This is a genomic window from Escherichia sp. 20412-1 (assembly GCF_003027595.1).
GTDB classification, from domain to species: domain Bacteria; phylum Pseudomonadota; class Gammaproteobacteria; order Enterobacterales; family Enterobacteriaceae; genus Escherichia; species Escherichia marmotae.
This window is the reverse complement of sequence record NZ_PYQM01000003.1, coordinates 115459-140185: the sequence shown is the minus strand read 5'-3', so window position 1 is coordinate 140185 and position 24727 is coordinate 115459. Positions and strand designations below refer to the sequence as shown.

The 24727-nt window shown below is 58.4% G+C and carries 2 protein-coding genes and 2 pseudogenes; all 4 read left to right on the top strand.

What is annotated here, in order from left to right; translation table 11 throughout:
* Window positions 1–187 precede the first annotated feature (187 nt).
* The 4 genes and pseudogenes from glsA to siiEA all read left to right on the top strand — a co-directional run bounded on the left by glsA (window position 188) and on the right by siiEA (window position 24726).
* Window positions 188–1120: a glutaminase A gene (glsA, locus tag C7B16_RS03665; protein ID WP_107179375.1), complete on the top strand. Its 933-nt coding sequence runs from the start codon at window positions 188–190 to the stop codon at window positions 1118–1120.
* Between the two features lie 2 nt (window positions 1121–1122).
* Complete coding sequence (locus tag C7B16_RS03660) at window positions 1123–2415, top strand: APC family permease (protein WP_000982141.1); 1293 nt, start codon at window positions 1123–1125, stop codon at window positions 2413–2415.
* Between the two features lie 342 nt (window positions 2416–2757).
* Window positions 2758–3969: pseudogene (locus C7B16_RS03655) on the top strand (TolC family outer membrane protein); the annotation flags it as partial.
* Window positions 3965–24726: pseudogene (siiEA, locus tag C7B16_RS03650) on the top strand (BapA-related adhesin SiiEA). The pseudogenes C7B16_RS03655 and siiEA, both read left to right, overlap by 5 nt.
* Window position 24727: the final 1 nt, after the last annotated feature.

Sequence of the window (24727 nt, the reverse complement as noted above, 5' to 3'; positions counted from 1 at the left end):
TTAATTAATCACCAGGATAAAAGTCAGTGAAGATTAAAAAATTGGCTCAATTTCCATCAGAATCAGACAATTATCTCTTTGTTTTCCTGTAGTTAATTTGCGGGTGCTAAGTTAAATCAGGATGCCTGAAAATTGGCATCGGGGTGAGGAATAACCTCCCGCATCTATAAAAAGGAGTTAACAAAAGATGTCAGATGCAAAAAATTTACAGCAGGCAGTGGACCAGGCATATACCCAATATCATTCACTGAGCGGCGGACAAAATGCCGATTACATTCCCTTTCTGGCGAATGTCCCCAGCCAACTGGCGGCAGTGGCTATTGTGACTTGCGATGGTAGCGTCTATCGCGCGGGTGACAGTGATTACCGCTTTGCGCTGGAATCCATCTCGAAAGTCTGTACGTTAGCCCTCGCGCTGGAAGATGTCGGCTCGCAGGCGGTTCAGGACAAAATTGGCGCTGACCCGACCGGATTGCCTTTTAATTCAGTCATCGCCTTAGAACTTCATGGCGGCAAACCGTTGTCGCCACTGGTGAATGCAGGTGCTATCGCCACTACCAGTCTGATCAAAGCCGACAATGCCGAGCAACGCTGGCAGCGGATTTTACTCATCCAACAACAACTGGCTGGGGAGCAGGTGGCGCTCTCTGATGAAGTGAATCAGTCAGAGCAGACCACCAACTTCCACAATCGCGCAATTGCCTGGCTACTGTATTCCTCCGGATACCTCTATTGCGATGCGATGGAAGCCTGCGACGTGTACACCCGTCAGTGCTCCACGCTTATCAATACCGTTGAACTGGCGACGCTTGGCGCGACGCTGGCGGCGGGCGGTGTTAATCCGCTAAGCCAAAAACGTATTCTTCAGGCCGATAATGTACCGTACATCCTGGCCGAAATGATGATGGAAGGACTGTATGGTCGCTCCGGTGACTGGGCGTATCGCGTGGGGTTGCCCGGAAAAAGCGGCGTTGGCGGCGGTATTCTGGCGGTCGTACCTGGCGTGATGGGTATTGCCGCGTTCTCGCCACCGCTGGATGAAGAAGGCAACAGTGTTCGCGGACAAAAAATGGTGGCATCGGTCGCTAAACAACTCGGCTATAACGTGTTTAAGGGCTGATCATGATGAACACGGAAGGTGATAACGATAACAAACCCCTCGGGCTATGGAATGTCGTTTCCATCGGCATTGGGGCGATGGTGGGGGCGGGGATCTTTGCCCTGCTGGGGCAGGCCGCGTTGTTAATGGAAGCCTCGACCTGGGTCGCCTTTGCCTTTGGCGGTATTGTGGCGATGTTTTCCGGTTATGCCTACGCGCGGCTTGGGGCGAGTTACCCCAGTAACGGCGGGATTATTGACTTCTTTCGTCGGGGATTAGGTAATGGCGTCTTTTCGCTGGCTCTATCGTTACTGTACCTGATGACGCTGGCGGTGAGTATCGCGATGGTGGCTCGTGCCTTTGGCGCTTATGCCGTGCAGTTTTTGCATGAAGGCAGCCAGGATGAGCATCTTATTTTGCTGTACGCACTGGCGATCATTGCGCTGATGACACTATTTAACTCCTTAAGCAATCATGCGGTAGGGCGGCTGGAAGTGATCCTCGTCGGCATCAAAATGATGATCCTGTTGTTGTTGATCGTCGCAGGCGTCTGGTCGCTACAACCAGCGCACATTTCTGTCTCTGCACCACCCAGCTCCGGCGCGTTCTTCTCCTGTATTGGGATAACCTTCCTTGCTTATGCGGGCTTTGGCATGATGGCAAACGCAGCGGATAAAGTGAAAGATCCGGCGGTCATTATGCCACGGGCGTTTCTGGTGGCGATTGGCGTTACCACGCTACTCTACATTGCGCTGGCGCTGGTGCTACTTAGCGATGTTTCGGCATTAGAGTTAGAAAAATATGCCGATACCGCCGTAGCGCAAGCCGCTTCTCCGTTGCTCGGACATGTGGGTTATGTGATTGTGGTCATCGGCGCTTTACTGGCGACGGCCTCAGCCATCAACGCCAACCTGTTTGCCGTGTTTAACATCATGGACAATATGGGCAGCGAGCGCGAACTGCCGAAATTAATGAATAAATCCCTGTGGCGGCAGAGTACCTGGGGAAACATCATCGTAGTGGTGTTGATTATGCTGATGACGGCGGCGCTGAATTTAGGCTCGCTCGCCAGCGTCGCCAGTGCCACTTTTTTGATCTGCTACCTGGCGGTGTTTATGGTCGCTATCCGCCTGCGTCATGATATTCACGCCTCGTTACCGATCCTTGTTGTTGGCACGCTGGTTATGTTGTTGGTGATCATCGGGTTTATTTACAGTCTGTGGTCACAGGGCAGCAGTGCGCTGATGTGGATTATTGGCGCACTATTACTAAGCCTTATTGTGGCAATGGTAATGAAACGGAATAAAACGGTATAAACTTTTCTGTGCGCGGTGCTTTCTGTACTGCGCTTTTATTTTTATCCTTAAATTAATCTCCTTTCTTATGCCTTTAATAAATAATTCACAAAAAAAAGATATATAGACGATAAAACTGTGATTTCTATCACTTCCTGGTATGGATTATTCTTAACAAGGATGATGGTAATCTAAAAGTCGTAGTGTATTCTTAATAAATGACGTATAAGCTTTTCAACTGCATTTCTTTTAAAGGGGGAAGTAAAAACGAAAGAGATGCGCAAGTTATTACCCTTCTTAAATAAAATGATGCTGGTTATAAAGATCAGTTAAAATAACGACCTGGAAGGAAGTGACTTACCTATGGCGCGATTACAATTAAAAAACCGTAAAAATAAAGGTCTGATATTTTTAATAAGTTTTATTGTGATGGGAGGAGACGCGCTTGCTGCACCGTTACCACAATGGGCTAATGCCCCTGCGGTTACGCCGGTTGCCAGTTTATCCTTACAGGAAAGTATATTACGCGCATTTGCCCGCAACCCTGACGTCACCCAACAGGCGGCGCAGATAGGTATTGGCGAAGCGCAAATCGATGAAGCCAAAAGTGCCTGGTATCCGCACGTGGGTTTAACCGGCAACGCAGGCCCGTCGCGACAAACTGACTCCAGCGGCAGGCTGGATAACAACGTTTCTTATGGCATAACCCTGACGCAACTGGTGTATGACTTTGGTAAAACTAACAACAATATCAAACTGCAAACTGCCGCTCGTGATAGCTACCGCTTTAAATTAATGGCCACCCTGACCGATGTCGCAGAGAAAACGGCGACCGCCTATATGGAAGTTAGCCGTTATCAGGCTTTGTGTGACGCGGCGCAACGCAATATTCACTCGCTGGAAAATGTCTATAACATGGCGGCACTGCGCGCCAATGCCGGGCTGAACTCATCTTCTGATGAATTACAGGCCCAGACGCGTATTGCCGGAATGCGCTCGACGCTGGAGCAATATCAGGCACAGATGGCCAGCGCCAAAGCACAACTGGCGGTGCTGACCGGCGTACAGCCGGAGGCGATAGCCGCGCCGCCAGGCGAATTAGCCGAACAGCCAGTATCGCTAAAAAATATCGATTATCAGTCCATCCCACTGGTGCTGGCGGCAGAAAACTTACGCCAGTCGGCTCAGTACGGGGTAGAAAAAACCAAAGCGCAATACTGGCCCACGCTCAGTATTCAGGGGGGCAAAACGCGCTATCAGACCAGTGACCGTTCGTACTGGGACGACCAGTTACAGTTGAACGTCAATGCGCCGCTGTATCAGGGGGGCGCGGTTTCTGCTCAGGTGCAACAAGCCGAAGGGCAACAAAAAATCTCTGCCTCGCAGGTCGAACAGGCAAAACTGGATGTGCTGCAACGGGCGTCGGTGGCGTATGCCAACTGGACCGGTGCACGGGGTCGTGAAGAAGCAGGTTTAGCGCAATCCGAAAGCGCGCACAAAACGCGAGATGTGTACCAAAATGAATATAAATTAGGCAAACGCAGTCTGAATGATCTATTAACCGTCGAGCCTGATTATTGATGTTATTTCGCGTAAAACATCCGTCAAACAAACGCTGATTAATCCGGGCGACGTCACGGTTGTTATTTATGAGCCATCTGTGGTGCAGGTTCATGCTCAGGCATCTGCCGTCGCACGTTATGTTCGCGAAGGAAATGACCTGCTGATTTATATGCAGGATGGTACGGTTGTCCGTTGCAATGGCTATTTTTTGCAAGCGGCTAATTCAACTGAACAATCGGAGCTGGTCTTTGCCGATGGACAACAGCTTACACATGTCACTTTTGCTGATACTGCTGCGGGTGGTTTAGCCCCTGTGGAGCTGGTAGCCCATACTGCAGCCATTGAAAGTATTGCACCATTTCTTGATACCGTTGCTCAGACGAGCACCTTCCCGTGGGGATGGTTAGCGGGTGCAGCGGTAGGTGGCGGCGCGCTTGGCGCTTTGCTGGCAAGTGGTGGTGGTGATGATTCGAAAACTGAAGTGGTTAATAACCCACCGCCAGCCGAACCAGGCAATGCTACCCCGTCATTTTTAGTGACCGATAATCAGGGCGACCAGCGCGGCATTCTCGCTACCAATGACATCACCGATGACACCACGCCAACCTTTAGCGGCAGCGGACAGGCGGGGGCGACCATCCAGATCAAAGACAGCAACGGCAACACCATCGCCAGTACACAGGTAGACAGCAACGGGCACTGGAGCGTTTCTTTACCTACACAAAGTGCCGGTGAACATACCTGGTCAGTCGTGCAAATTGTCGGCAACACCATCACCGATGCCGGTTCGATAACGTTAACTATCGACAACAGTCAGGCCGCCGTACAGGTTGCCACCACCGCAGGCGATAACATTATTAACGCCAGCGAGCAGGCTGGCGGATTTACACTTTCTGGCAGCAGTAGCCATCTGGCACAGGGAACAGAACTCACCGTCACGCTTAACGGCAAAACTTACACGACTACCGTCGGGGCTAACGGCGCGTGGAGCGTGCAGGTGCCGACTGCCGATGCGCAGGCGTTAGCTGAAGGGAACCAGGCAGTACTGGTTAGTGGTAAAGATGCCACGGGCAATACGGTCACTGGTGCGCAACTATTAACAGTCGATACCCAGCCGCCGACGCTTGCCATCAATGCTATCGCTCAGGACAACATTGTCAGCGCCGCGGAACATAACGCCGCGCTGGTGTTAAGTGGTACATCGAATGCTGAAGCGGGACAAACCGTTACCCTGACAGTAAACGGTAAAAGCCATACAGCAATCGTCGGTAGCGACGGCACATGGCAGGTGACGCTGCCTGCCGCAGAAGTGCAGGCACTGACGGAGGGTAACTACGCCGTAAATGCCAGCGTCAGCGACCGGGCAGGAAACGCCACCAGCAACAGCGCAAATTTCACGGTAGACACCAGTGCGCCTGTGGTCAGCGTTAACACCGTTGCGGGTGACGATGTTCTTAACACCGCTGAACAGATTGTGGCACAGATTATTTCCGGGCGGGTCAGTGGGGCTTCACCTGGCGACACGGTCACCGTCAAATTAGGTGCCACGGTTCTGACCGGTGTGGTGCTGGCAGACGGCACTTGGAATGTCGCTCTGGATCCAGCGGTAACCCGCACGCTGGCGCGTGGGCCTAACGACCTTATTGTCACGGTTACCGATGCTGCCGGAAATACCGGTACAGCGACTCATAACATCATCCTGGCGGGCGTCGCGCCGCAGGTGGCGATAGATCCCATCAGCGGTGATAACGTACTGAATGCGCTGGAGTCTCAGCAGCCGCTAACGTTAAGCGGCACCAGCAATTTGCCCGATGGCGGCACGGTTAACGTGACGCTGAATAATGTCACTTATAGTGCGCAGGTTAACGGCGGCGTGTGGTCATTGAGCGTGCCAGTAAGCGATGTCCTGAACCTGGCAAACACCAACTATATTGTTACCGCCAGCGCCACGGATGTGACCGGCAATACGGGAACCGCGCAAAGCAACTTACTGGTCGATACGGTGCTGCCGCAGGTGATTATCAACACCTTTGCGGGCGACAACGTGGTGAACAATGCCGAAGCGGCGGCAGATCAAACCCTGAGCGGGCGCGTAGTGGGCGCAGTGCAGGGCGATACTGTAACCATTGAGCTGGGTGGCAATACGTACACGGCGACGGTGGGGAGCAACCTCACCTGGAGTGTGAACGTTCCGGCGGCTGATTTACAGGCGCTGGGCGATGGCGCATTAACAATCAACGCCTCTGTGACGAACGGACACGGCAACACCGGTAATGGTGAACGTGATATCACCATCAGCGCCACGCTGCCGGGTCTGCGTATTAATACTATTTCCGGCGATGACGTTATTAACGCCCTCGAACAGCAACAAGATCTGGTTATTTCTGGTAGCAGTAGCCATCTTCCCGCGGGCACCACCGTGACGGTAACGCTCGGCAACGAAACGTATCAAGGCGTGACCGACAGCAACGGCAACTGGCAGGTGGGCGTTCCGGCTGCGGACTTGCAGGCGCTCAGTGCAGGCACGGTCGTCGTGACGGCCAGTGCAACAGACCCGGCAGGTAACCCGGTCTCTATCGACCACAACGTGCTTGTTGATGCGGGTGAAGTGGCGATCGCTATCAACATCGTTTCCGGCGATGACATTATCAACGCCGCAGAAAAAGGCTCGCCGCTGACGCTGACTGGCACCACCCAGGGCGTCGAGGCCGGGCAAACTGTGGTGGTGAAATTCGCCGGGCAAACCCTGACGACCACAGTACAGAACGACGGTTCCTGGAGTCTGACCGTACCCGCCAGTACAGTCAGTAGCCTGTCAGATGGCGCAACGGAAATCACCGCAACTGTCACTAATACCAGCGGTAACACCGGCGACACCTCCCGCACGATTACCGTCGATAGCCAGGCTCCGGCCTTAAGCATCGATTCGCTGACCGCCGATAACATCATTAATGCCACTGAAAGCGGACAAGATTTGTCTATCACCGGCACCACCGACGCCCAGCCAGGGCAGACGGTAACGGTCACGCTGAATGGGCAGACCTATCAGGGCACCGTGCAGTCAGACGGCACCTGGAGTGTGACCGTTCCCGCCGCCAACGTTGACGCGCTGGCTGACGGCAACGCCACGGTCACTGCCAGCGTGAACGATGTCGCCGGTAACCCGACCAGCGTTTCACGCGTGGCACTGGTGGATGCCACGCCGCCGGTGGTGACCATTAATCCGGTGGTGACCGATAACGTCATCAACACGCCGGAACATGCTCAGGCGCAAATCATCAGCGGCACGGTCACTGGCGCACAGGCGGGCGATATCGTCACCGTGACGCTGAATAATGAGAATTACACCACGGTGGTGGATGCTTCCGGCAACTGGAGTCTGGGCGTTCCGGCCTCGGTGGTCAGTGGGCTGGCGGACGGCAGTTATCCTGTCAGCGTCTCGGTAACCGACAAAGCCGGAAACACGGGCAGCCAGTCACTGACCGTCACGGTCGATACCGCCGCGCCGGTGATTGGTATTAACACCATTGCTGGCGACGATGTGATTAACGCCAGCGAAAAAGGAGCCGATGTTCAAATTACCGGCACCAGCGATCAGCCTGTTAATACCGCCATCACCGTGACATTGAACGGGCAAAATTATACGGCGACGACCGACGCCTCCGGCAACTGGAGCGTGACGGTTCCGGCATCGGCGGTAACCGCATTAGGCCAGGCCAACTATACGGTGACAGCAGCGGTGACCAGCGGTATCGGCAATAGCGCCACCGCCAGCCATAACCTCCTGGTCGACAGCGCGCTGCCCGGCGTGACCATTAATCCGGTAGCAACCGACGATATCATTAACGCCGCCGAAGCGGGCGTAGCGCAAACCATCAGCGGGCAGGTGACTGGAGCCGCCGTTGGCGACACGGTAACCGTTACGCTGGGTGGCAATACCTACACCACCACCGTACAGCCTGGATTAAGCTGGAGCGTGAGCGTTCCGGCGGCGGATATCCAGGCGCTGGGTAATGGTGATTTGACGGTGAGCGCCTCAGTCACCAATGAAAACGGCAACACCGGCAGCGGTACGCGGGATATCACCGTTGACGCCAATCTGCCTGGTTTACGGGTCGATACGGTGGCGGGTGATGATGTGGTCAATATCATCGAACACGGGCAGGCGCTGGTCATCACCGGCAGCAGCTCGGGGCTGGCAGAAGGCACGCCGCTTACCGTCACGATTAATAATGTGGAATACACCACTGCGGTGCAGGCCGATGGTAGCTGGAGCGTGGGCGTCACGGCGGCGCAGGTTAGCGCCTGGCCTGCGGGGACGGTGACGGTTGCCGTGTCCGGGGAAAGTAGTGCCGGAAATCCGGTGAGCATCACTCATCCAGTGACGGTCGATCTCACTCCGGCGGCTATTTCTATCAACACCATCGCCACGGACGACGTGATTAATGCCGCAGAAAAAGGCGCTGATTTAACCCTTTCCGGCACCACCACTAACGTAGAAGCCGGACAAACGGTCACCGTGACCTTTGGCGGGAAAAATTACACTGCCAGCGTGGCGAGCGATGGTAGCTGGACTGCCACCGTACCCGCCGCTGATTTAGCGTCATTAACTGATGGTGCCGCCACCGCGCAGGCCAGCGTCAGCAACGTCAACGGCAATAGCGCCTCGGCGGTGCATAACTACAGCGTCGACAGCAGTGCGCCAACCATCATTATTAATACCGTTGCCAGCGACAATATCGTCAATGGCAGCGAAGCCGATGCGGGCGTGACGGTGAGCGGTAGCACCACCGCCGAAGCGGGGCAGATTGTTACGGTAACGCTCAATAGCCCAACCGTGCAGACGTATCAGGCAACGGTACAGGCCGATGGCACCTGGAGCATCAATATTCCGGCGGCAGATCTCGCAGCGTTGACGGATGGCAGCCATACCCTGACGGCGACGGTCAATGACAAAGCGGGCAACCCGGCGAGCACCACGCATAATCTGGCGGTGGATCTCACCGTTCCGGTACTCACCATCAACACCATTGCCGGCGATGACATTATTAACGCCGCCGAACACGGGCAGGCGCTGGTGATTTCTGGTTCCAGCACCGGTGGAGAAGCGGGGGATGTCGTCACCGTTACGCTAAACAGTAAAACCTACACCACGACGCTTGATGCCTCCGGCAACTGGAGCGTCGGCGTTCCGGCGGCGGACGTCACCGCGCTTGGCAGTGGCCCGCAGACCGTAACGGCGAGCGTTACCGATGCGGCAGGCAACAGCGACAGCGAGACGCACACGGTTACCGTTAACCTTACCGCGCCGACTATTGGCATTAACACCATCGCCACCGATGACGTCATTAACGCCAGCGAAAAAGGCGCGGATCTGCAAATATCTGGCACCAGTAATCAGCCCGCAGGCACCACAATTACGCTGACGCTTAACGGGCAAAATTACACCGCGACGACAGACGCCGCAGGCAACTGGAGTACCACAGTGCCAGCCTCTGCTGTCGGCGCGCTGGGCGAAGCCAGCTACACGGTGACGGCGAACGTCACCGACAGCGCGGGTAACAGCAATTCCGCCAGTCATAATGTGCAGGTCAATACCGCGCTGCCTGGCGTCACCCTTAATCCGGTGGCGACCGACGATATTATTAACGCGACGGAATCGGGTTCCGCCCAGACTATCAGCGGCCAGGTGACGGGCGCAGCGGCGGGCGATACCGTCACCGTAACGCTTGGCGGGAAAACCTATACCGCCACCGTGCAGGGCAATTTAAGCTGGAGCGTGGACGTTCCGGCAGCGGATATTCAGGCCATCGGTAATGGCGACCTGACGGTTAACGCCTCGGTGACCAACAGCGTGGGCAATACCGGCAGCGGTTCGCGAGATATTACTATCGACGCCAATTTGCCTGGTCTGCGCGTCGATACCGTGGCGGGCGATGATGTGGTCAATAGCATCGAGCACACTCAGGCGCTGGTGATAACCGGTAGCAGCAGCGGGCTGGCTGCGGGCGCGGCGCTGACGGTGGTGATTAACACGGTCACTTACGCTGCGACAGTATTAGCCGATGGCACGTGGAGCGTCGGTGTTCCGGCGGCAGATGTGGGCAACTGGCCTGCGGGGACGGTGAATATTACGGTTTCAGGCGCCAGTAGTGCCGGAAACCCGGTCACCATCACCCATCCGGTCACCGTCGATCTGGCGGCGGTGGCGATTTCCATTAACACCGTTTCCGGCGACGATGTGATTAACGCTGCTGAAAAAGGGGCAGATTTAACCCTTTCTGGCAGCACCTCCGGCGTGGAAGCGGGGCAAACCGTCACCGTCACCTTTGGCGGCAAAACTTATACCGCCACTGTAGCGGGCGATGGTAGCTGGACAACCAGCGTACCCGCCGCCGATCTCAACGCGTTACGCGACGGTGACGCTACGGTGCAGGCCAGCGTCAGCAACGTTAACGGCAACACGGCTTCGGCAACCCACGCCTACAGCGTCGATGCCACGGCACCCACGCTTTCCATCAATACCATTCCGACGATATTCTTAACGCCGCTGAGGCGGGCAATCCGTTAACCATCAACGGCACCAGTAGCGCCGAAGCGGGTCAGACGGTAACCGTCACGCTTAATGGCGTCAGCTATACCGGCACCGTTCAGGCGGACGGAAGCTGGAGCGTCAGCGTACCGACAACAGATCTCAGCAATCTGACCGCCAGCCCGTACACTGTCAGCGCCTCGGTAAACGACAAGGCGGGTAACCCGGCGACCGCAATTCACGGTCTGGCGGTGGATCTCACTGTTCCGGTATTAACGATCAACACCGTCTCCGGCGATGACATTATTAACGCCTCCGAACACGGACAGGCGCTGGTGATCTCCGGTTCCAGCACCGGCGGGGAAGCGGGCGATGTCATCACCGTCACGTTAAACAGTAAAACCTACACCACGACGCTGGACGCTTCCGGCAACTGGAGCGTCGGCGTTCCGGCGGCAGATGTCACTGCGCTGGGCAGCGGTGCGCAAACCATCACCGCGACCATTACCGACGCGGCAGGCAACATCGATGACGCCAGCCGCACGGTTACCGTGAATCTGACCTCGCCAACCATTGGCATCAACACCATTGCTACGGATGACGTGATTAACGCCACGGAAAAAGGCGCGGATCTGCAAATCACCGGCACCAGTAATCAGCCAGCGGGCACTACGGTTACAGTGACGCTGAACGGGCAAAATTACACCGCCACCACAGATGCTTCCGGCAACTGGAGCGCCACGGTGCCAGCTTCGGCGGTTAGCGCGCTGGGTGAAGCTAACTACACAGTAACCGCGAACGTCACAGACAGCGCGGGCAACAGCAACTCCGCCAGCCATAGCGTGCTGGTCAACAGCGCCTTGCCTGCTGTCACCATTAACGCGGTGGCGACCGACGATATTATTAACGCTGCTGAATCCGGTAACGCGCAAACCATCAGCGGTCAGGTGACGGGCGCAGCGGCGGGCAATACGGTCACCGTGACGCTGGGCGGCAACACCTACACCGCCACGGTGCAGGCTAACTTAAGCTGGAGCGTCAGCGTTCCGGCGGCGGATATTCAGGCCATCGGCAACGGCTCTCTCACCGTAAACGCCTCGGTGACTAACGGCGTCGGCAACACCGGCAGCGGTACGCGCGATATCACAATCGACGCCAATCTGCCTGGCTTACGGGTCGATACTGTGGCGGGCGACGATGTCATTAACAGCATTGAGCACAATCAGGCACTGGTGGTAACCGGTAGCAGCACCGGGTTAACGGCAGGAACGGCGTTAACGGTTGTTATCAACAACGTCACTTATGGCGCGACGGTGTTAGCCGACGGCACATGGAACCTCGGTGTTCCGGCGGCGGATGTCAGCAACTGGCCTGCGGGTACGGTGGATATTACGGTAAGCGGCACCAACAGCGCCGGAACAACCTCCACCATTACCCATCCGGTCACCGTCGATCTGGCGGCGGTTGCCATCACCATTAACACCCTTTCCGGCGATGATGTGATCAACGCCGTCGAGAAAGGCGAAACGCTGGTGGTGAGCGGCAGCACCAGCGGCGTGGAAGCCGGGCAAACGGTGACCGTCACCTTTGGCGGCAAAAATTACACCACTACCGTGGAAGCCAACGGTAGCTGGACGGTGAACGTGTTACCTGCCGATCTCGCTGCGTTGCCGGACGGCGCGGGCAACGTGCAGGTGAGCGTCAGCAACATTAACGGCAACAGCGCCCAGGCGGATCGCGCGTACAGCGTCGATGCCACCGCGCCGCTTGTGACCATCAACACCATCGCTGGCGACGATATTCTCAACGTAAGCGAAGCTGGCGCGGGGATAACCATCAGCGGCACCACCACGGCGCAGGCCGGACAGACGCTGACCGTTACGCTCAATAACAACACTTACCAGACCACCGTTCAGGCGGATGGCACCTGGAGCGTGAACGTTCCGGCAACGGATTTAAGCGGATTAACCGCCAGCAGCTATACCGTGACTGCGACGGTGAGCGACAAAGCGGGTAACCCGGCAAGTGCCGACCATGCGCTGGCGGTGGACGTTACCGCACCTGATCTCACCATTAACACCGTTGCGGGCGATGACATCATCAACGCTATCGAACACGGGCAGGCGCTGGTCGTCAGCGGAACCAGCACGGGCGCGGCGGCGGGCGATGTGGTCACGGTTAACCTGAACGGTAAAAACTACACCACCACGCTGAACGCCTCCGGTAACTGGAGCGTCGGCATTCCGGCGGCGGATGTTACGGCGCTGGCCACCGGCAGCCAGACTATCACCGCCAGCCTGAGCGATCGCGCGGGCAACAGCGACAGCACGACCCACGATGTGACCGTTGATCTCAGTGGCCCGACGCTGACCATCAACACCGTCTCCGGCGATGACATCATTAACAATACGGAGAAAACCCAGGATCTGACCATCAGCGGCGGCTCCAGCGGTCTGGCGACCGGCACCACGGTCACTGTGATGTTGAACGGCCTGGCGTACAGCGCCACCACCGATGGTTCCGGTAACTGGAGCGTTACCGTGCCAGCTTCGGCGGTCGGTGCGCTGGGCGAGGCGGTTTATTCGATTAGCGCCACCGCTACCGACAGCGCGGGCAACAGCGGCAGCACAACGCATACGGTGAATGTCGAATCGCTGCTGCCTGGGGTGATCATTAATACCGTAGCAGGCGATGACATTATCAACGCCGCTGAAATCGCCGTTAACCAGACCATCAGCGGGCAGGTAACGGGAACGGCAGAAGCGGGGAATACGGTGACGGTCACGCTTGGTGGCAACCAATACACTGCCACCGTGCAGCCAGATTTAAGCTGGAGCGTCAGCGTACCGACTGGCGATTTAGTTAACCTCACCGCTAATTCGTATACGGTCAGTGCATCGGTCAGCGACAAAGCAGGCAACCCGGCCTCGGCAACGCATAACCTGACGGTGGATCTTGCCGCTCCGGTTGTCACCATCAACACGGTGGCGGGCGATGACGTGATTAATGCCACAGAACACGCCCAGGCACAGGTTATCAGCGGCTCGGCAACGGGCGCGACCACCGGTAACACGGTTTCCGTTACCATTGGCACGACCACCTATACCACCGTGCTGGACGCCAACGGCAACTGGAGCATCGGCGTGCCTGCCAGCGTAATTTCCGCACTGGCGCAGGGCGATGTAACCATTACCGCCACGGTCACCGACTCCGCAGGCAACAGCGGCACGGCCTCGCACGTCGTTAGCGTGGCGCTCGGCACGCCGGTGCTCGGCATTAACACGATTGCCGTCGACGACATTATCAACGCCACGGAGAAAGGCGCGGATCTGGCGATTTCCGGCACCAGCAACCAGCCTGCGGGCACGCAGGTAACCGTCACGTTCAATGGGCAAAATTACACCACCACAGCCGATTCTTCCGGGAACTGGAGCGTGACCGTTCCGGCGTCTGCGGTGGGTTCGCTTGGTGAAGCGACTTATACGGTGACCGCCACCGCAACCGATGTTGATGGCAACAGCGGTTCCGCCAGCCATAACGTACAGGTCAATACCGCGCTGCCAGGCGTCACCATTAACGTTGTGGCAACGGACGATATTATTAACGCCGCCGAAGCCGGGGCAGATCAAACCATCAGCGGTCAGGTGACGGGCGCGGCGGCGGGCGACACGGTGACCGTCACGCTCGGCGGAGCGACTTACACCGCCACGGTGCAGGCGAATTTAAGCTGGAGTATTAATATTCCGGCAGCCGCTTTACAGGCATTGGGCAACGGCGAGCTGACCATTTCAGCCACGGTGACGAACAGCGTAGGCAATACCGGTAACGGCACGCGTGAAATCACCATAGATGCGAATCTCCCCGGTCTGCGGGTCGATACTGTCGCGGGCGATGATGTGGTTAATATCATCGAGCACGGGCAGGCGCTGGTGATTACCGGCAGCAGTTCCGGTCTGGCTGCGGGTGCGGTACTCACGGTTTCGATTAATAACCAGACCTATAGCGCAACGGTTTTAGCCGATGGTTCATGGAGCGTCGGTGTTCCGGCGGCGGATGTCAGCGCCTGGCCTGCGGGGACGGTCACGATTACGGCGAGCGGTAGCACCACTGCCGGAAATCCGGTCAGCGTCACGCATCCGGTCACCGTCGATCTCACGGCGATTGCCGTCAGCATCAACGCCATTACCGCCGATGATGTGATTAACGCCGCCGAAAAAGGCGCGGCGTTAACGCTCTCCGGCAGCACGTCCGGCGTGGAAGCCGGGCAAACGGTCACCGTCACCTTTGGCGGCAAAACCTACAGCGCCACGGTGGCTGCGAATGGTTCGTGGAGTACCACGGTTCCGGCGGCGGATATGGCCGCCCTGCGTGATGGCGATGCCAGCGCGCAGGCCAGCGTCAGCAACGTTAACGGCAACAGCGCCACCACGACCCACGCTTACAGCGTCGATGCCAGCGCGCCAACGGTGACCATCAACACTATTGCGGGCGACGATATTCTTAATGCCGTCGAAGCCGGTACGGCGCTGACCATCACCGGCAGCAGTACGGCGGAAGTGGGGCAAACGGTGACCGTCACGCTCAATGGCGCAAATTATACCGGCACGGTACAAACGGACGGTAGCTGGAGCGTCAGCGTGCCGCCAGCAGCGTTAAGCGCCCTGACCGCCAGTAACTACACCGTCAGCGCGGCGGTGAGCGACAAAGCCGGAAACCCGGCCTCCGTTAACCACAATCTGACCGTTGATACTTCCGTTCCGCTCGTCACCATCAACACGGTAGCGGGCGATGATGTCATCAATGCCACAGAACACGCCCAGGCGCAGATTATCAGCGGCTCCGCCACTGGCGCGGCAACCGGTAGCACCGTCACGGTGACTATCGGCACAAATACCTTTACCACCGTGCTGGATGCCAGCGGTAACTGGAGTGTCGGCGTACCGGCAAGCGTCGTCTCGGCGCTGGCGAACGGTACGGTCACCATTAACGCCAGTGTCACCGATGCCGCCGGAAACAGCGGCAGCGCCACCCATCAGGTGACGGTCAATACCGGTCTGCCATCAATTACCTTTAACGCCATCAGCGGCGATAACGTTTTGAACGCCGATGAAAAAGGCCAGCCGTTGACCATCAGCGGCAGCAGCTCCGGGCTGGCGACCGGCGCACAGGTGACCGTCACGCTTAACGGTCATAACTACAGTGCCACCACCGACGCAGCAGGCAACTGGACGTTAACCGTACCGGCGAGCGATCTGGCAGCCTTAGGTCAGGCCAACTATACCGTCAGCGCCAGCGCCACCAGTGCAGTGGGCAACACGGTCAGCAGCCAGGCAAATTTACTGGTCGACAGCGGCCTGCCGGGCGTCACCATCAACACCGTGGCGGGCGACGATATTATCAACGCCGCTGAAGCGGGCGCCGATCAAACCATCAGTGGGGCGGTGACCCGCGCCGCCGCAGGCGATACGGTTACTGTCACGCTGGGTGGCAATACTTATACTGCACAAGTTCAGGCCGATTTAAGCTGGAGCGTCAGCGTTCCGGCAGCCGATCTCCAGGCACTGGGCAATGGCGATTTGACCATTAACGCTTCGGTCACCAACGCCAGTGGCAACACCGGCAGCGGCACGCGGGATATCAACATTGATGCCAATCTGCCGGGGCTGCGCGTCGATACCGTGGCGGGCGATGATATCGTCAACAGCATCGAACACGGGCAGGCGCTGGTGATCACCGGCGGCAGTAGCGGCCTGAATACCGGCGCAGCGCTGACGGTCACCATCAACGGCGTGGCCTATGCCGCCACGGTACAGGCGGACGGTAGCTGGAGCGTAGGCATTCCGGCGGCGAACGTCAGCACCTGGCCTGCGGGGCCGTTAACCGTTGAAGTCGTCGGCCAGAGCAGCGCCGGAAATCCGGTCAACGTCAGCCATCCGTTCACCGTCGATTTAACGGCGGTAGCTATCAGCATCAACACCGTTGCCAGCGATGATGTGATTAACGCCGCCGAAAAAGGCACCGACCTGACCCTTTCCGGCAGCACCAGCGGGATTGCAAGCGGGCAAACCGTTACCGTCACCTTTGGCGGCAAAACTTACACCGCAAGCGTCGCCGCTAACGGGAGCTGGAGCGTAACTGTTCCGGCGGCGGATCTGGCAACTCTGCCAGACGGCGCGGCGAACGTGCAGGCCAGCGTGAGCAGCGCGAGCGGCAATAACGCCTCGGCAACCCATGCGTACAGTGTTGATGCCAGCGCGCCGACGCTCACCATTAACACCATCGCCAGCGACGATATCCTTAACGCCACGGAGGCGGGAAGCCCGCTCACCCTCAGCGGCACCAGCACCGCCGAAACCGGGCAGACGGTCACCGTCACCCTCAACGGCGCAACCTACACCGGGAATGTACAGGCGGACGGTAGCTGGAGCGTCAGCGTCCCTACTTCAGCCTTAGGCGCGCTGACCGCAAGCAATTACACCGTCAGCGTCACGGTCAACGACAAAGCGGGCAACCCCGGTAACGCCAGCCATAATCTGGCGGTAGACACCACCGCGCCGGTTCTCACCATTAACACCGTGGCGGGCGATGACATCATCAACGATGCTGAACACGCGCAGGCGCTGGTGATTTCCGGCACCAGCACTGGCGGAGAAGCGGGCGACGTGGTGAGCGTTGTGCTCAACGGCAAAACCTACACCACCACGCTGGACGCCTCCGGTAACTGGAGCGTCGGTGTACCGGCGGCGGATGTGACGGCGCTGGGTAGCGGTGCACAGACCATCACCGCCAGCGTCAGCGATCGGGCGGGTAACAGCGACGACGCCAGCCGCACCGTGACCGTCAGCCTCAGCGCGCCAGTGATTGGCATCAACACCATCGCGGGCGATGACGTGATCAACGCCACTGAAAAAGGATCGAATCTGGCGCTTTCCGGCACCAGCGATCAACCTGCGGGCACGGCGATCACCGTTACGCTGAATGGACAAAACTACAGCGCCACCACCGATGCCTCCGGCAATTGGAGCGTTACCGTGCCCGCCTCGGCGGTCAGTGCGCTGGGCGAAGCCACCTACAGCGTGACGGCGAGCGTCACCAACGCCCAGGGCAACAGCAGCACCGCCAGCCATAACGTGCAGGTCAATACCGCGCTGCCGGGCGTAACCATTAATCCGGTGGCAACGGACGACATTATCAACGTCGCTGAAGCAGGCAGTGCACAAACTATCAGCGGCCAGGTAACCGGTGCGGCGGCGGGCAGCACCGTCACCGTTACGCTGGGCGGCAAAACCTACAGCGTCACCGTCCAGCCAGATTTAAGCTGGAACGTGAGCGTGCCTGCCGCCGACTGGCAGGCGCTGGGTAACGGTGAGTTAACCGTTAACGCCTCGGTCACCAACGCTGTTGGCAACACCGGCAGCGGCACGCGCGATATCACCATTGACGCCAGTCTGCCAGGTCTGCGAGTCGACACCGTTGCAGGCGATGATGTGGTCAATATCATCGAACATGGTCAGGCGCAGGTGATTTCCGGCAGCAGCTCCGGCTTTGCCGCAGGCACGGCGCTGACGGTGGTGATTAATAATCAAACTTACGCTGCAACGGTGCTGGCGAACGGCAACTGGAGCGTCGGCGTTCCGGCGGCGGATGTCAGCAACTGGCCTGCGGGAGCGCTGAACATTAGCGTTAGCGGCGCGAACAGTGCCGGAACCCAGACCAGCATTACCCATCCGGTCACCGTTGATCTCACCGCCGTTGCCATCAGCATTAACGCCATCAGCAGCGATGATGTGATTAACGCCGCCGAAAAAGGCGCGGCGTTAACGCTCTCCGGCAGCACCTCCGGCGTCGAAGCGGGGCAAATCGTTACCGTTACCTTTGGCGGCAAAACTTACAGCGCCACGGTGGCGGCAAACGGTAGCTGGAGCACCACCGTTCCGGCCGCGGATATGGCGGCTCTGCGTGATGGCGATGCCAGCGCCCTGGTGCGGGTGACTAACGTCAACGGCAACAGCGCCACGGCAACGCATGAATACAGCGTCGATAGCGCCGTGCCAATGGTGACCATCAACACCATTGCCAGCGATAACATCATCAATGCCAGCGAAGCGGCGGCGGGCGTAACGGTTTCCGGCACCAGTACGGCGGAAGCGGGGCAAACGTTGACCGTCACGCTTAACGGCACTACCTACCAGACCACGGTGCAGGCGGATGGTAGCTGGAGCTTAACGCTGCCTGCCAGCGCCTTAACCACGCTTGCTAATAATGGTTACACCCTGACTGCCACGGTCAGCGATCTGGCGGGTAATCCTGGCAGCGCCAGCAAAGGCGTAACCGTCGATACCACCGCGCCGGTGATTAGCTTTAATACCGTGGCGGGCGATGATGTGATTAACAACGTCGAACACACTCAGGCGCAGATTATCAGCGGCACCGCCACGGGCGCAGTCGCGGGCGACCGCCTGGTGGTGACTATCGCCGGGCAGCAGTATGTCACCAGCACCGATGCCAGCGGCAACTGGAGCGTTGGCGTGCCAGCCAGTGTGATTTCCGGCCTTGCGGACGGTACGGTGACCATCAGCGCCACCATCACCGACAGCGCAGGCAACAGCAGCACCCAGACGCACAACGTGCAGGTGAATACGGCGGCGGTGTCACTTTCGGTCAGTACCATCAGCGGCGATAACCTCATTAACGCCGCCGAAGCAGGCAGTGCGCTGACCCTGAGTGGCACCGGAACGAACTTTGCCACTGGCACCGTAGTCACCGTGTTGCTTAACGGCAAAGGTTATAGCGCCACCATTCAAAGCAACGGGAGCTGGAGCGTGAATGTGCCTGCGGCAGACGTCGCCGCACTAGCCGATGGCACCAGCTACACGGTCAGTGCCTCCGCCCAGGACAGCGCCGGAAACAGCGCTACGGCTTCGCGCAGCGTGGCGGTAGATCTCACCGCGCCGGTGATCAGCATTAATACCGTTTCGACGGACGACCGACTCAACGCCGCTGAACAGCAGCAGCCGTTAACCCTTAACGGCTCGACCAGCGCGGAAGTGGGACAGACGGTCACCGTGACCTTTGGCGGTAAAACCTACACCGCCACGGTTGCCGCCAATGGTACCTGGGCGCTGAACGTGCCAGCGGCAGATCTGGCAACACTTGGGCAGGGCGCACAGACCATTACCGCCAGCGTGAACGACCACGCCGGTAACCCCGGACAGACCACGCACGCACTGACTGTCGACACCGTTGCGCCGACGATCACCATCGCCACGGTGGCGGGCGACGATATTATCAACAACGCCGAGCAGCTTGCAGGACAAACCATCAGCGGCACCACCACCGCCGAAGTCGGTCAGACGGTGACTGTCACTTTTAACGGGCAAACCTGGACTGCAACGGTTGGTAGCGGAGGAAGCTGGTCGGTATTTATTCCGGCTCAGCAGTTTGTCGGATTAAGCGACGGCAGCTACACCGTCAGCGCGACGGTCAGCGATCAGGCCGGAAACTCCGGCAGCGCCAGCCGTGGCGTCACGTTGAACGGCGACGTCCCCACGGTCACCATCAACACCTTCGCGGGTGATGATGTGGTGAATGCGGCGGAACACGGCTCATCGCTGGTGATCAGCGGCACCACCACCGCGCCGGTCGGTCAGACGCTGACCCTGACTTTAAACGGCAAAACCTACACCACCACGGTGCAGACCGGTGGTAGCTGGAGCTACACCCTCGGCAGCGCCGATGTCACCGCGCTGGCAGATGGCAACGCCTACGTGATTAACGCCTCGGTGAGCAACGCCATTGGCAACACTGGCAGCAACAATCACACCATTACCGTTGATCTCAGCGCTCCGGCGATGGCCATTAATATCGATTCCCTGCAAGCCGACACCGGCCTTAGCGCCAGCGACTTTATCACCAGCGTCAGCCCGGTGGTGGTCAACGGCTCGCTGACCGCTGCGCTTGCCAGTAACGAGACGGCGCAAATCAGTATCGACGGCGGGGTAACCTGGAGCACGCTCACTGTGACCGGCACGACCTGGCGCTACAACGACAGCCGCACGCTGACCGATGGTAACTATCTCTATCAGGTGCGGGTCATTGATGCGGCGGGCAATGTCGGCGCGACCGACAGCCAGAACGTGGTGATCGATACCATCGCCCCAGATCCAGCGGTGAAAACCATCGCCATTAGCGCGATCACCACCGATACCGGCTTGATCACTAACGATTTTGTCACCAGCGACACGACGCTTGCGGTGAGCGGCACGCTGGGGGCGACGCTTTCTGCCGGTGAGTTCGCACAAATCAGCATCGACGGCGGCACCACCTGGCAGAACCTGTCGGTAAGCGGTTTGACCTGGACGTACCTTGACGGGCGCACGCTGACCGACGGCAACTACAACTACCAGGTGCGGGTTATCGACACCGCCGGAAATATCGGCGCGACCGCCAGCCAGATAGTCACCGTGGACACCAGCGCGCCGCTGGCGAGCAAAACCATCACCATTGCGGGCATTAGCGATGACACCGGTTTAAGCAGCAGCGATTTTGTTACCCGCGACACCACACTGACCGTGCGTGGGACGCTCGGCGCAACGCTTGCCGCCGATGAACGGGCGCAAATCAGCCTCGACGGCGGCGTTACCTGGGCCACTTTAACCGTTATCGGCACCAACTGGAGCTATGCCGATGGTCGCACACTGACCGACGGCACCTGGAACTACACGGTGCGGGTGGTGGATCTGGCGGGGAACGTCGGGCAGACCGCGACGCAAAACGTGGTGGTTGACACCACCAGCCCGGAAGCGGCAAAAAGCATCACCATTACCGGCATCAGCGATGACACCGGAGCCAGCAGCAGCGATTTTATTACCAGCGACACCACGCTTACCGTGCGCGGCGTACTGGGCGCGGCGCTCGGTGCTAACGAGTTCGCGCAAATCAGTACCGACAACGGCGCAACCTGGGTGAACGTGACGCTGGCGGCAGACGGCCTGAACTGGACATACGCTGACGGGCGCACGTTGACTAACGGCACGACAACCTGGCAGGTGCGGGTGGTCGATCTGGCAGGCAACATTGGCGCAACGGGCAGCCAGTCGGCGCAGATCGACACCGTTAATCCGGCGCAGGTGTTGACCATCGCCAGCATCAGCACCGACACGGGGAGTTCGGCCACCGACTTTATCACCAGTGATACCACGCTCACGCTGACCGGTTCGCTGGGGGCGGGGCTTGCCAGCGGCGAAGTGGCGCAGATTAGCCTCGACGGCGGCGCGACCTGGACCACGCTCACCACCAACGGCACGCAGTGGACTTACACCGACAGCCGCACGCTGACCGATGGCAGCTACGTTTATCAGGTGCGGGTGCTGGATCTGGCGGGGAATACCGGCCCGGTGGTGTCGAAAACGGTGGTGGTCGATACGATTAACCCCACCGCCACGCCGACTATTGTGTCGTATACCGATGATGTCGGGCAGCGTCAGGGGACGTTAAGCAGTTCGCAGGCCACCGACGACACCACGCCGCTGCTGAACGGCGTGCTCTCCGGCCCGCTGGCCAGCGGCGAAGTGGTTTATCTCTACCGCAATGGCCTGCTGTTAGGCGCGGTGACGATGGTCGGCGCACTGAACTGGACTTACAGCGACAGCGGTCTGGTCAGTGGCGCGTACACCTACAGTGCGCGAGTGGTGGATCTGGCAGGGAATATCACCTCCTCCAGTGATTTTGTTCTGATGGTGGATACCTCTATTCCGACCACGCTGGCGCAAATCACCAACCAAACCACGCGTGACACCACGCCGATTATCAGCGGCGTAATCACCGCTGCGCTTGCCAGTGGGCAGTACGTCGAAGTGGTGATCAACGGCAAAACCTACACCTCGCAGCCGGGCGGCGCGGTGGTAGTCGACCCGGCACACAATACCTGGTATGTGCAACTGCCGGATACCGATGCACTGGCAGCGTCCGCAACCGCTTATAACGTCACCGCGCAGGTGAAAAGCTCGGCGGGCAACGGCAACACCGCTAACGTCAGCAACGGCACGGTGACGGTCAACGCGGCGATTGATTACACGCCTGCCTGGACGACCGCCAATAAAACGACCGCTTGGGGGCTGACCTACGGCCTCGACAACCACGGGATGTGGACGGTGCTGGCGAACCAGCAAATTATGCAATCAACCGATCCGCTCACTTGGTCGAAGACCGCACTGACGCTGGTGCAAAGCGGCAACAACTACGCCACCAGTTCCATTGCCGATTACGACCGCAACGGCACGGGCGATCTGTTTATTACCCGCGATGACTACGGTACGGGCTATATCAACGGCTTTACCAATAACGGCGACGGCACCTTTTCCAGCGCGATTCAGGTGAACGTTGGCACGCTGACGTGGTATGGCTCGATTGTGGCGTTTGATAAAGAGGGTGACGGCTATCTCGATTTCTGGATTGGCGACGCAGGCGGGCCGGACTCTAATACCTTCCTGTGGAATAACGCAGGCACTCTGGTAGGGAACTCCACCACCGCCAACAACGGCGGGAGCGCCACGGTCGGCGGGGTAGTAAACGGCTATCTTTCCCTTAACGAAGGTTCCGGCGTCGATCTTAATAATGACGGCAGGATTGACCTCGTTCAGCATACCTTCAACCTGAATAACTACTACACGTTGTCCTCACTCATCAGCCAGGGCAACGGCACGTTTGTCTGGGGGCAGAACACCATCAACACCTTCCTCAGCGTTGCAGGCAGCGGCGGCAACTCGACGTCTGTCTCCATGACCTGGGCAGATTTCGATGGTGACGGCGATATGGATCTCTTCCTGCCTGCCAGTCAGGGGAGGGCAAACTTCGGCTCGCTGTTATTCAACACCAACGGCGTACTGGGGAGTCCGGTTGCGGTGGGCGCAACGGGCACAACCTATGCCAGCCAGTTCAGCGTAGCGGTGGACTGGGATCATGACGGGTTAATGGATATCGCCCGTATTGCCCAGACCGGACAGTCGTATCTTTACACCAACGTTGGCGGTGCCAGCAACTGGACACAGTCGGTACTCGGCGGCAGCCAGAGTGGCACCACCAGCGGCGTGGCGGCAATGGACTACGACTGGGATGGCGCGGTGGATGTACTGGTGACCAAACAGTCGGGCAGCGTGTTCCTGATCCGTAACACCAACACGGTGAGCTACGGCACTTCGCTGCACCTGCGCATTACCGATCCCAACGGTATTAACGTCTATTACGGTAACACCGTGAAGCTGTACAACTCAGCGGGAGTGCTGGTCGCCACGCAAATCATCAACCCGCAGTCGGGGATGGGGGTTAACGACACCTCGGCGCTGGTCAATTTCTACGGGCTGAATGCCGGAGAAACCTACAACGCGGTGTTGATCAAATCCACCGGTGCCACCGCCAGCAATATCGACCAGACGGTAAACACCACCTGGGGCGGTTTACATGCCACTGATGCTACCCATGCTTACGATCTCAGCGCCGAAGCAGGCACCGCGAGCAACAACGGCAAATTTGTCGGCACCGGCTATAACGACACCTTCTTCGCCACCGCAGGCACCGACACTTACGACGGCTCCGGCGGCTGGGTGTACAGCTCCGGCACCGGAACCTGGCTGGCGAACGGCGGGATGGACGTGGTTGATTTCCGGCTTTCGACGGTGGGCGTGACCGCTAACTTAAGCAGCACCGCCGCGCAGGCCACCGGTTTTAACACCTCGACATTTACCAATATCGAAGGCATTTCCGGATCGAATTTTAACGACACCCTGACCGGCAGCACAGGCGATAACCAACTGGAAGGGCGCGGCGGTAACGACACGCTCAATATCGGCAACGGCGGTCACGACACCTTGCTCTATAAACTGCTCAACGCCAGCGACGCCACCGGCGGCAACGGTTCGGACGTGGTGAATGGCTTTACGGTAGGGACATGGGAAGGCACCGCCGACACCGATCGCATTGATATTCGTGAACTGTTACAGGGTAGCGGCTACACCGGAAACGGCAAAGCCAGCTACGTCAACGGTGTGGCGACGCTGGATGCACAGGCCGGAAACATCGGTGATTTTGTCAAAGTTACCCAGAGCGGCAGCGACACCATCGTGCAGATCGACCGCGACGGCACGGGCGGCGGCTTTGCGACAGCTAACGTGGTCACGCTGACGGGCGTGCATACCGACCTTGCCACTTTGCTGGCGAATCATCAATTGATGGTGGTGTAGA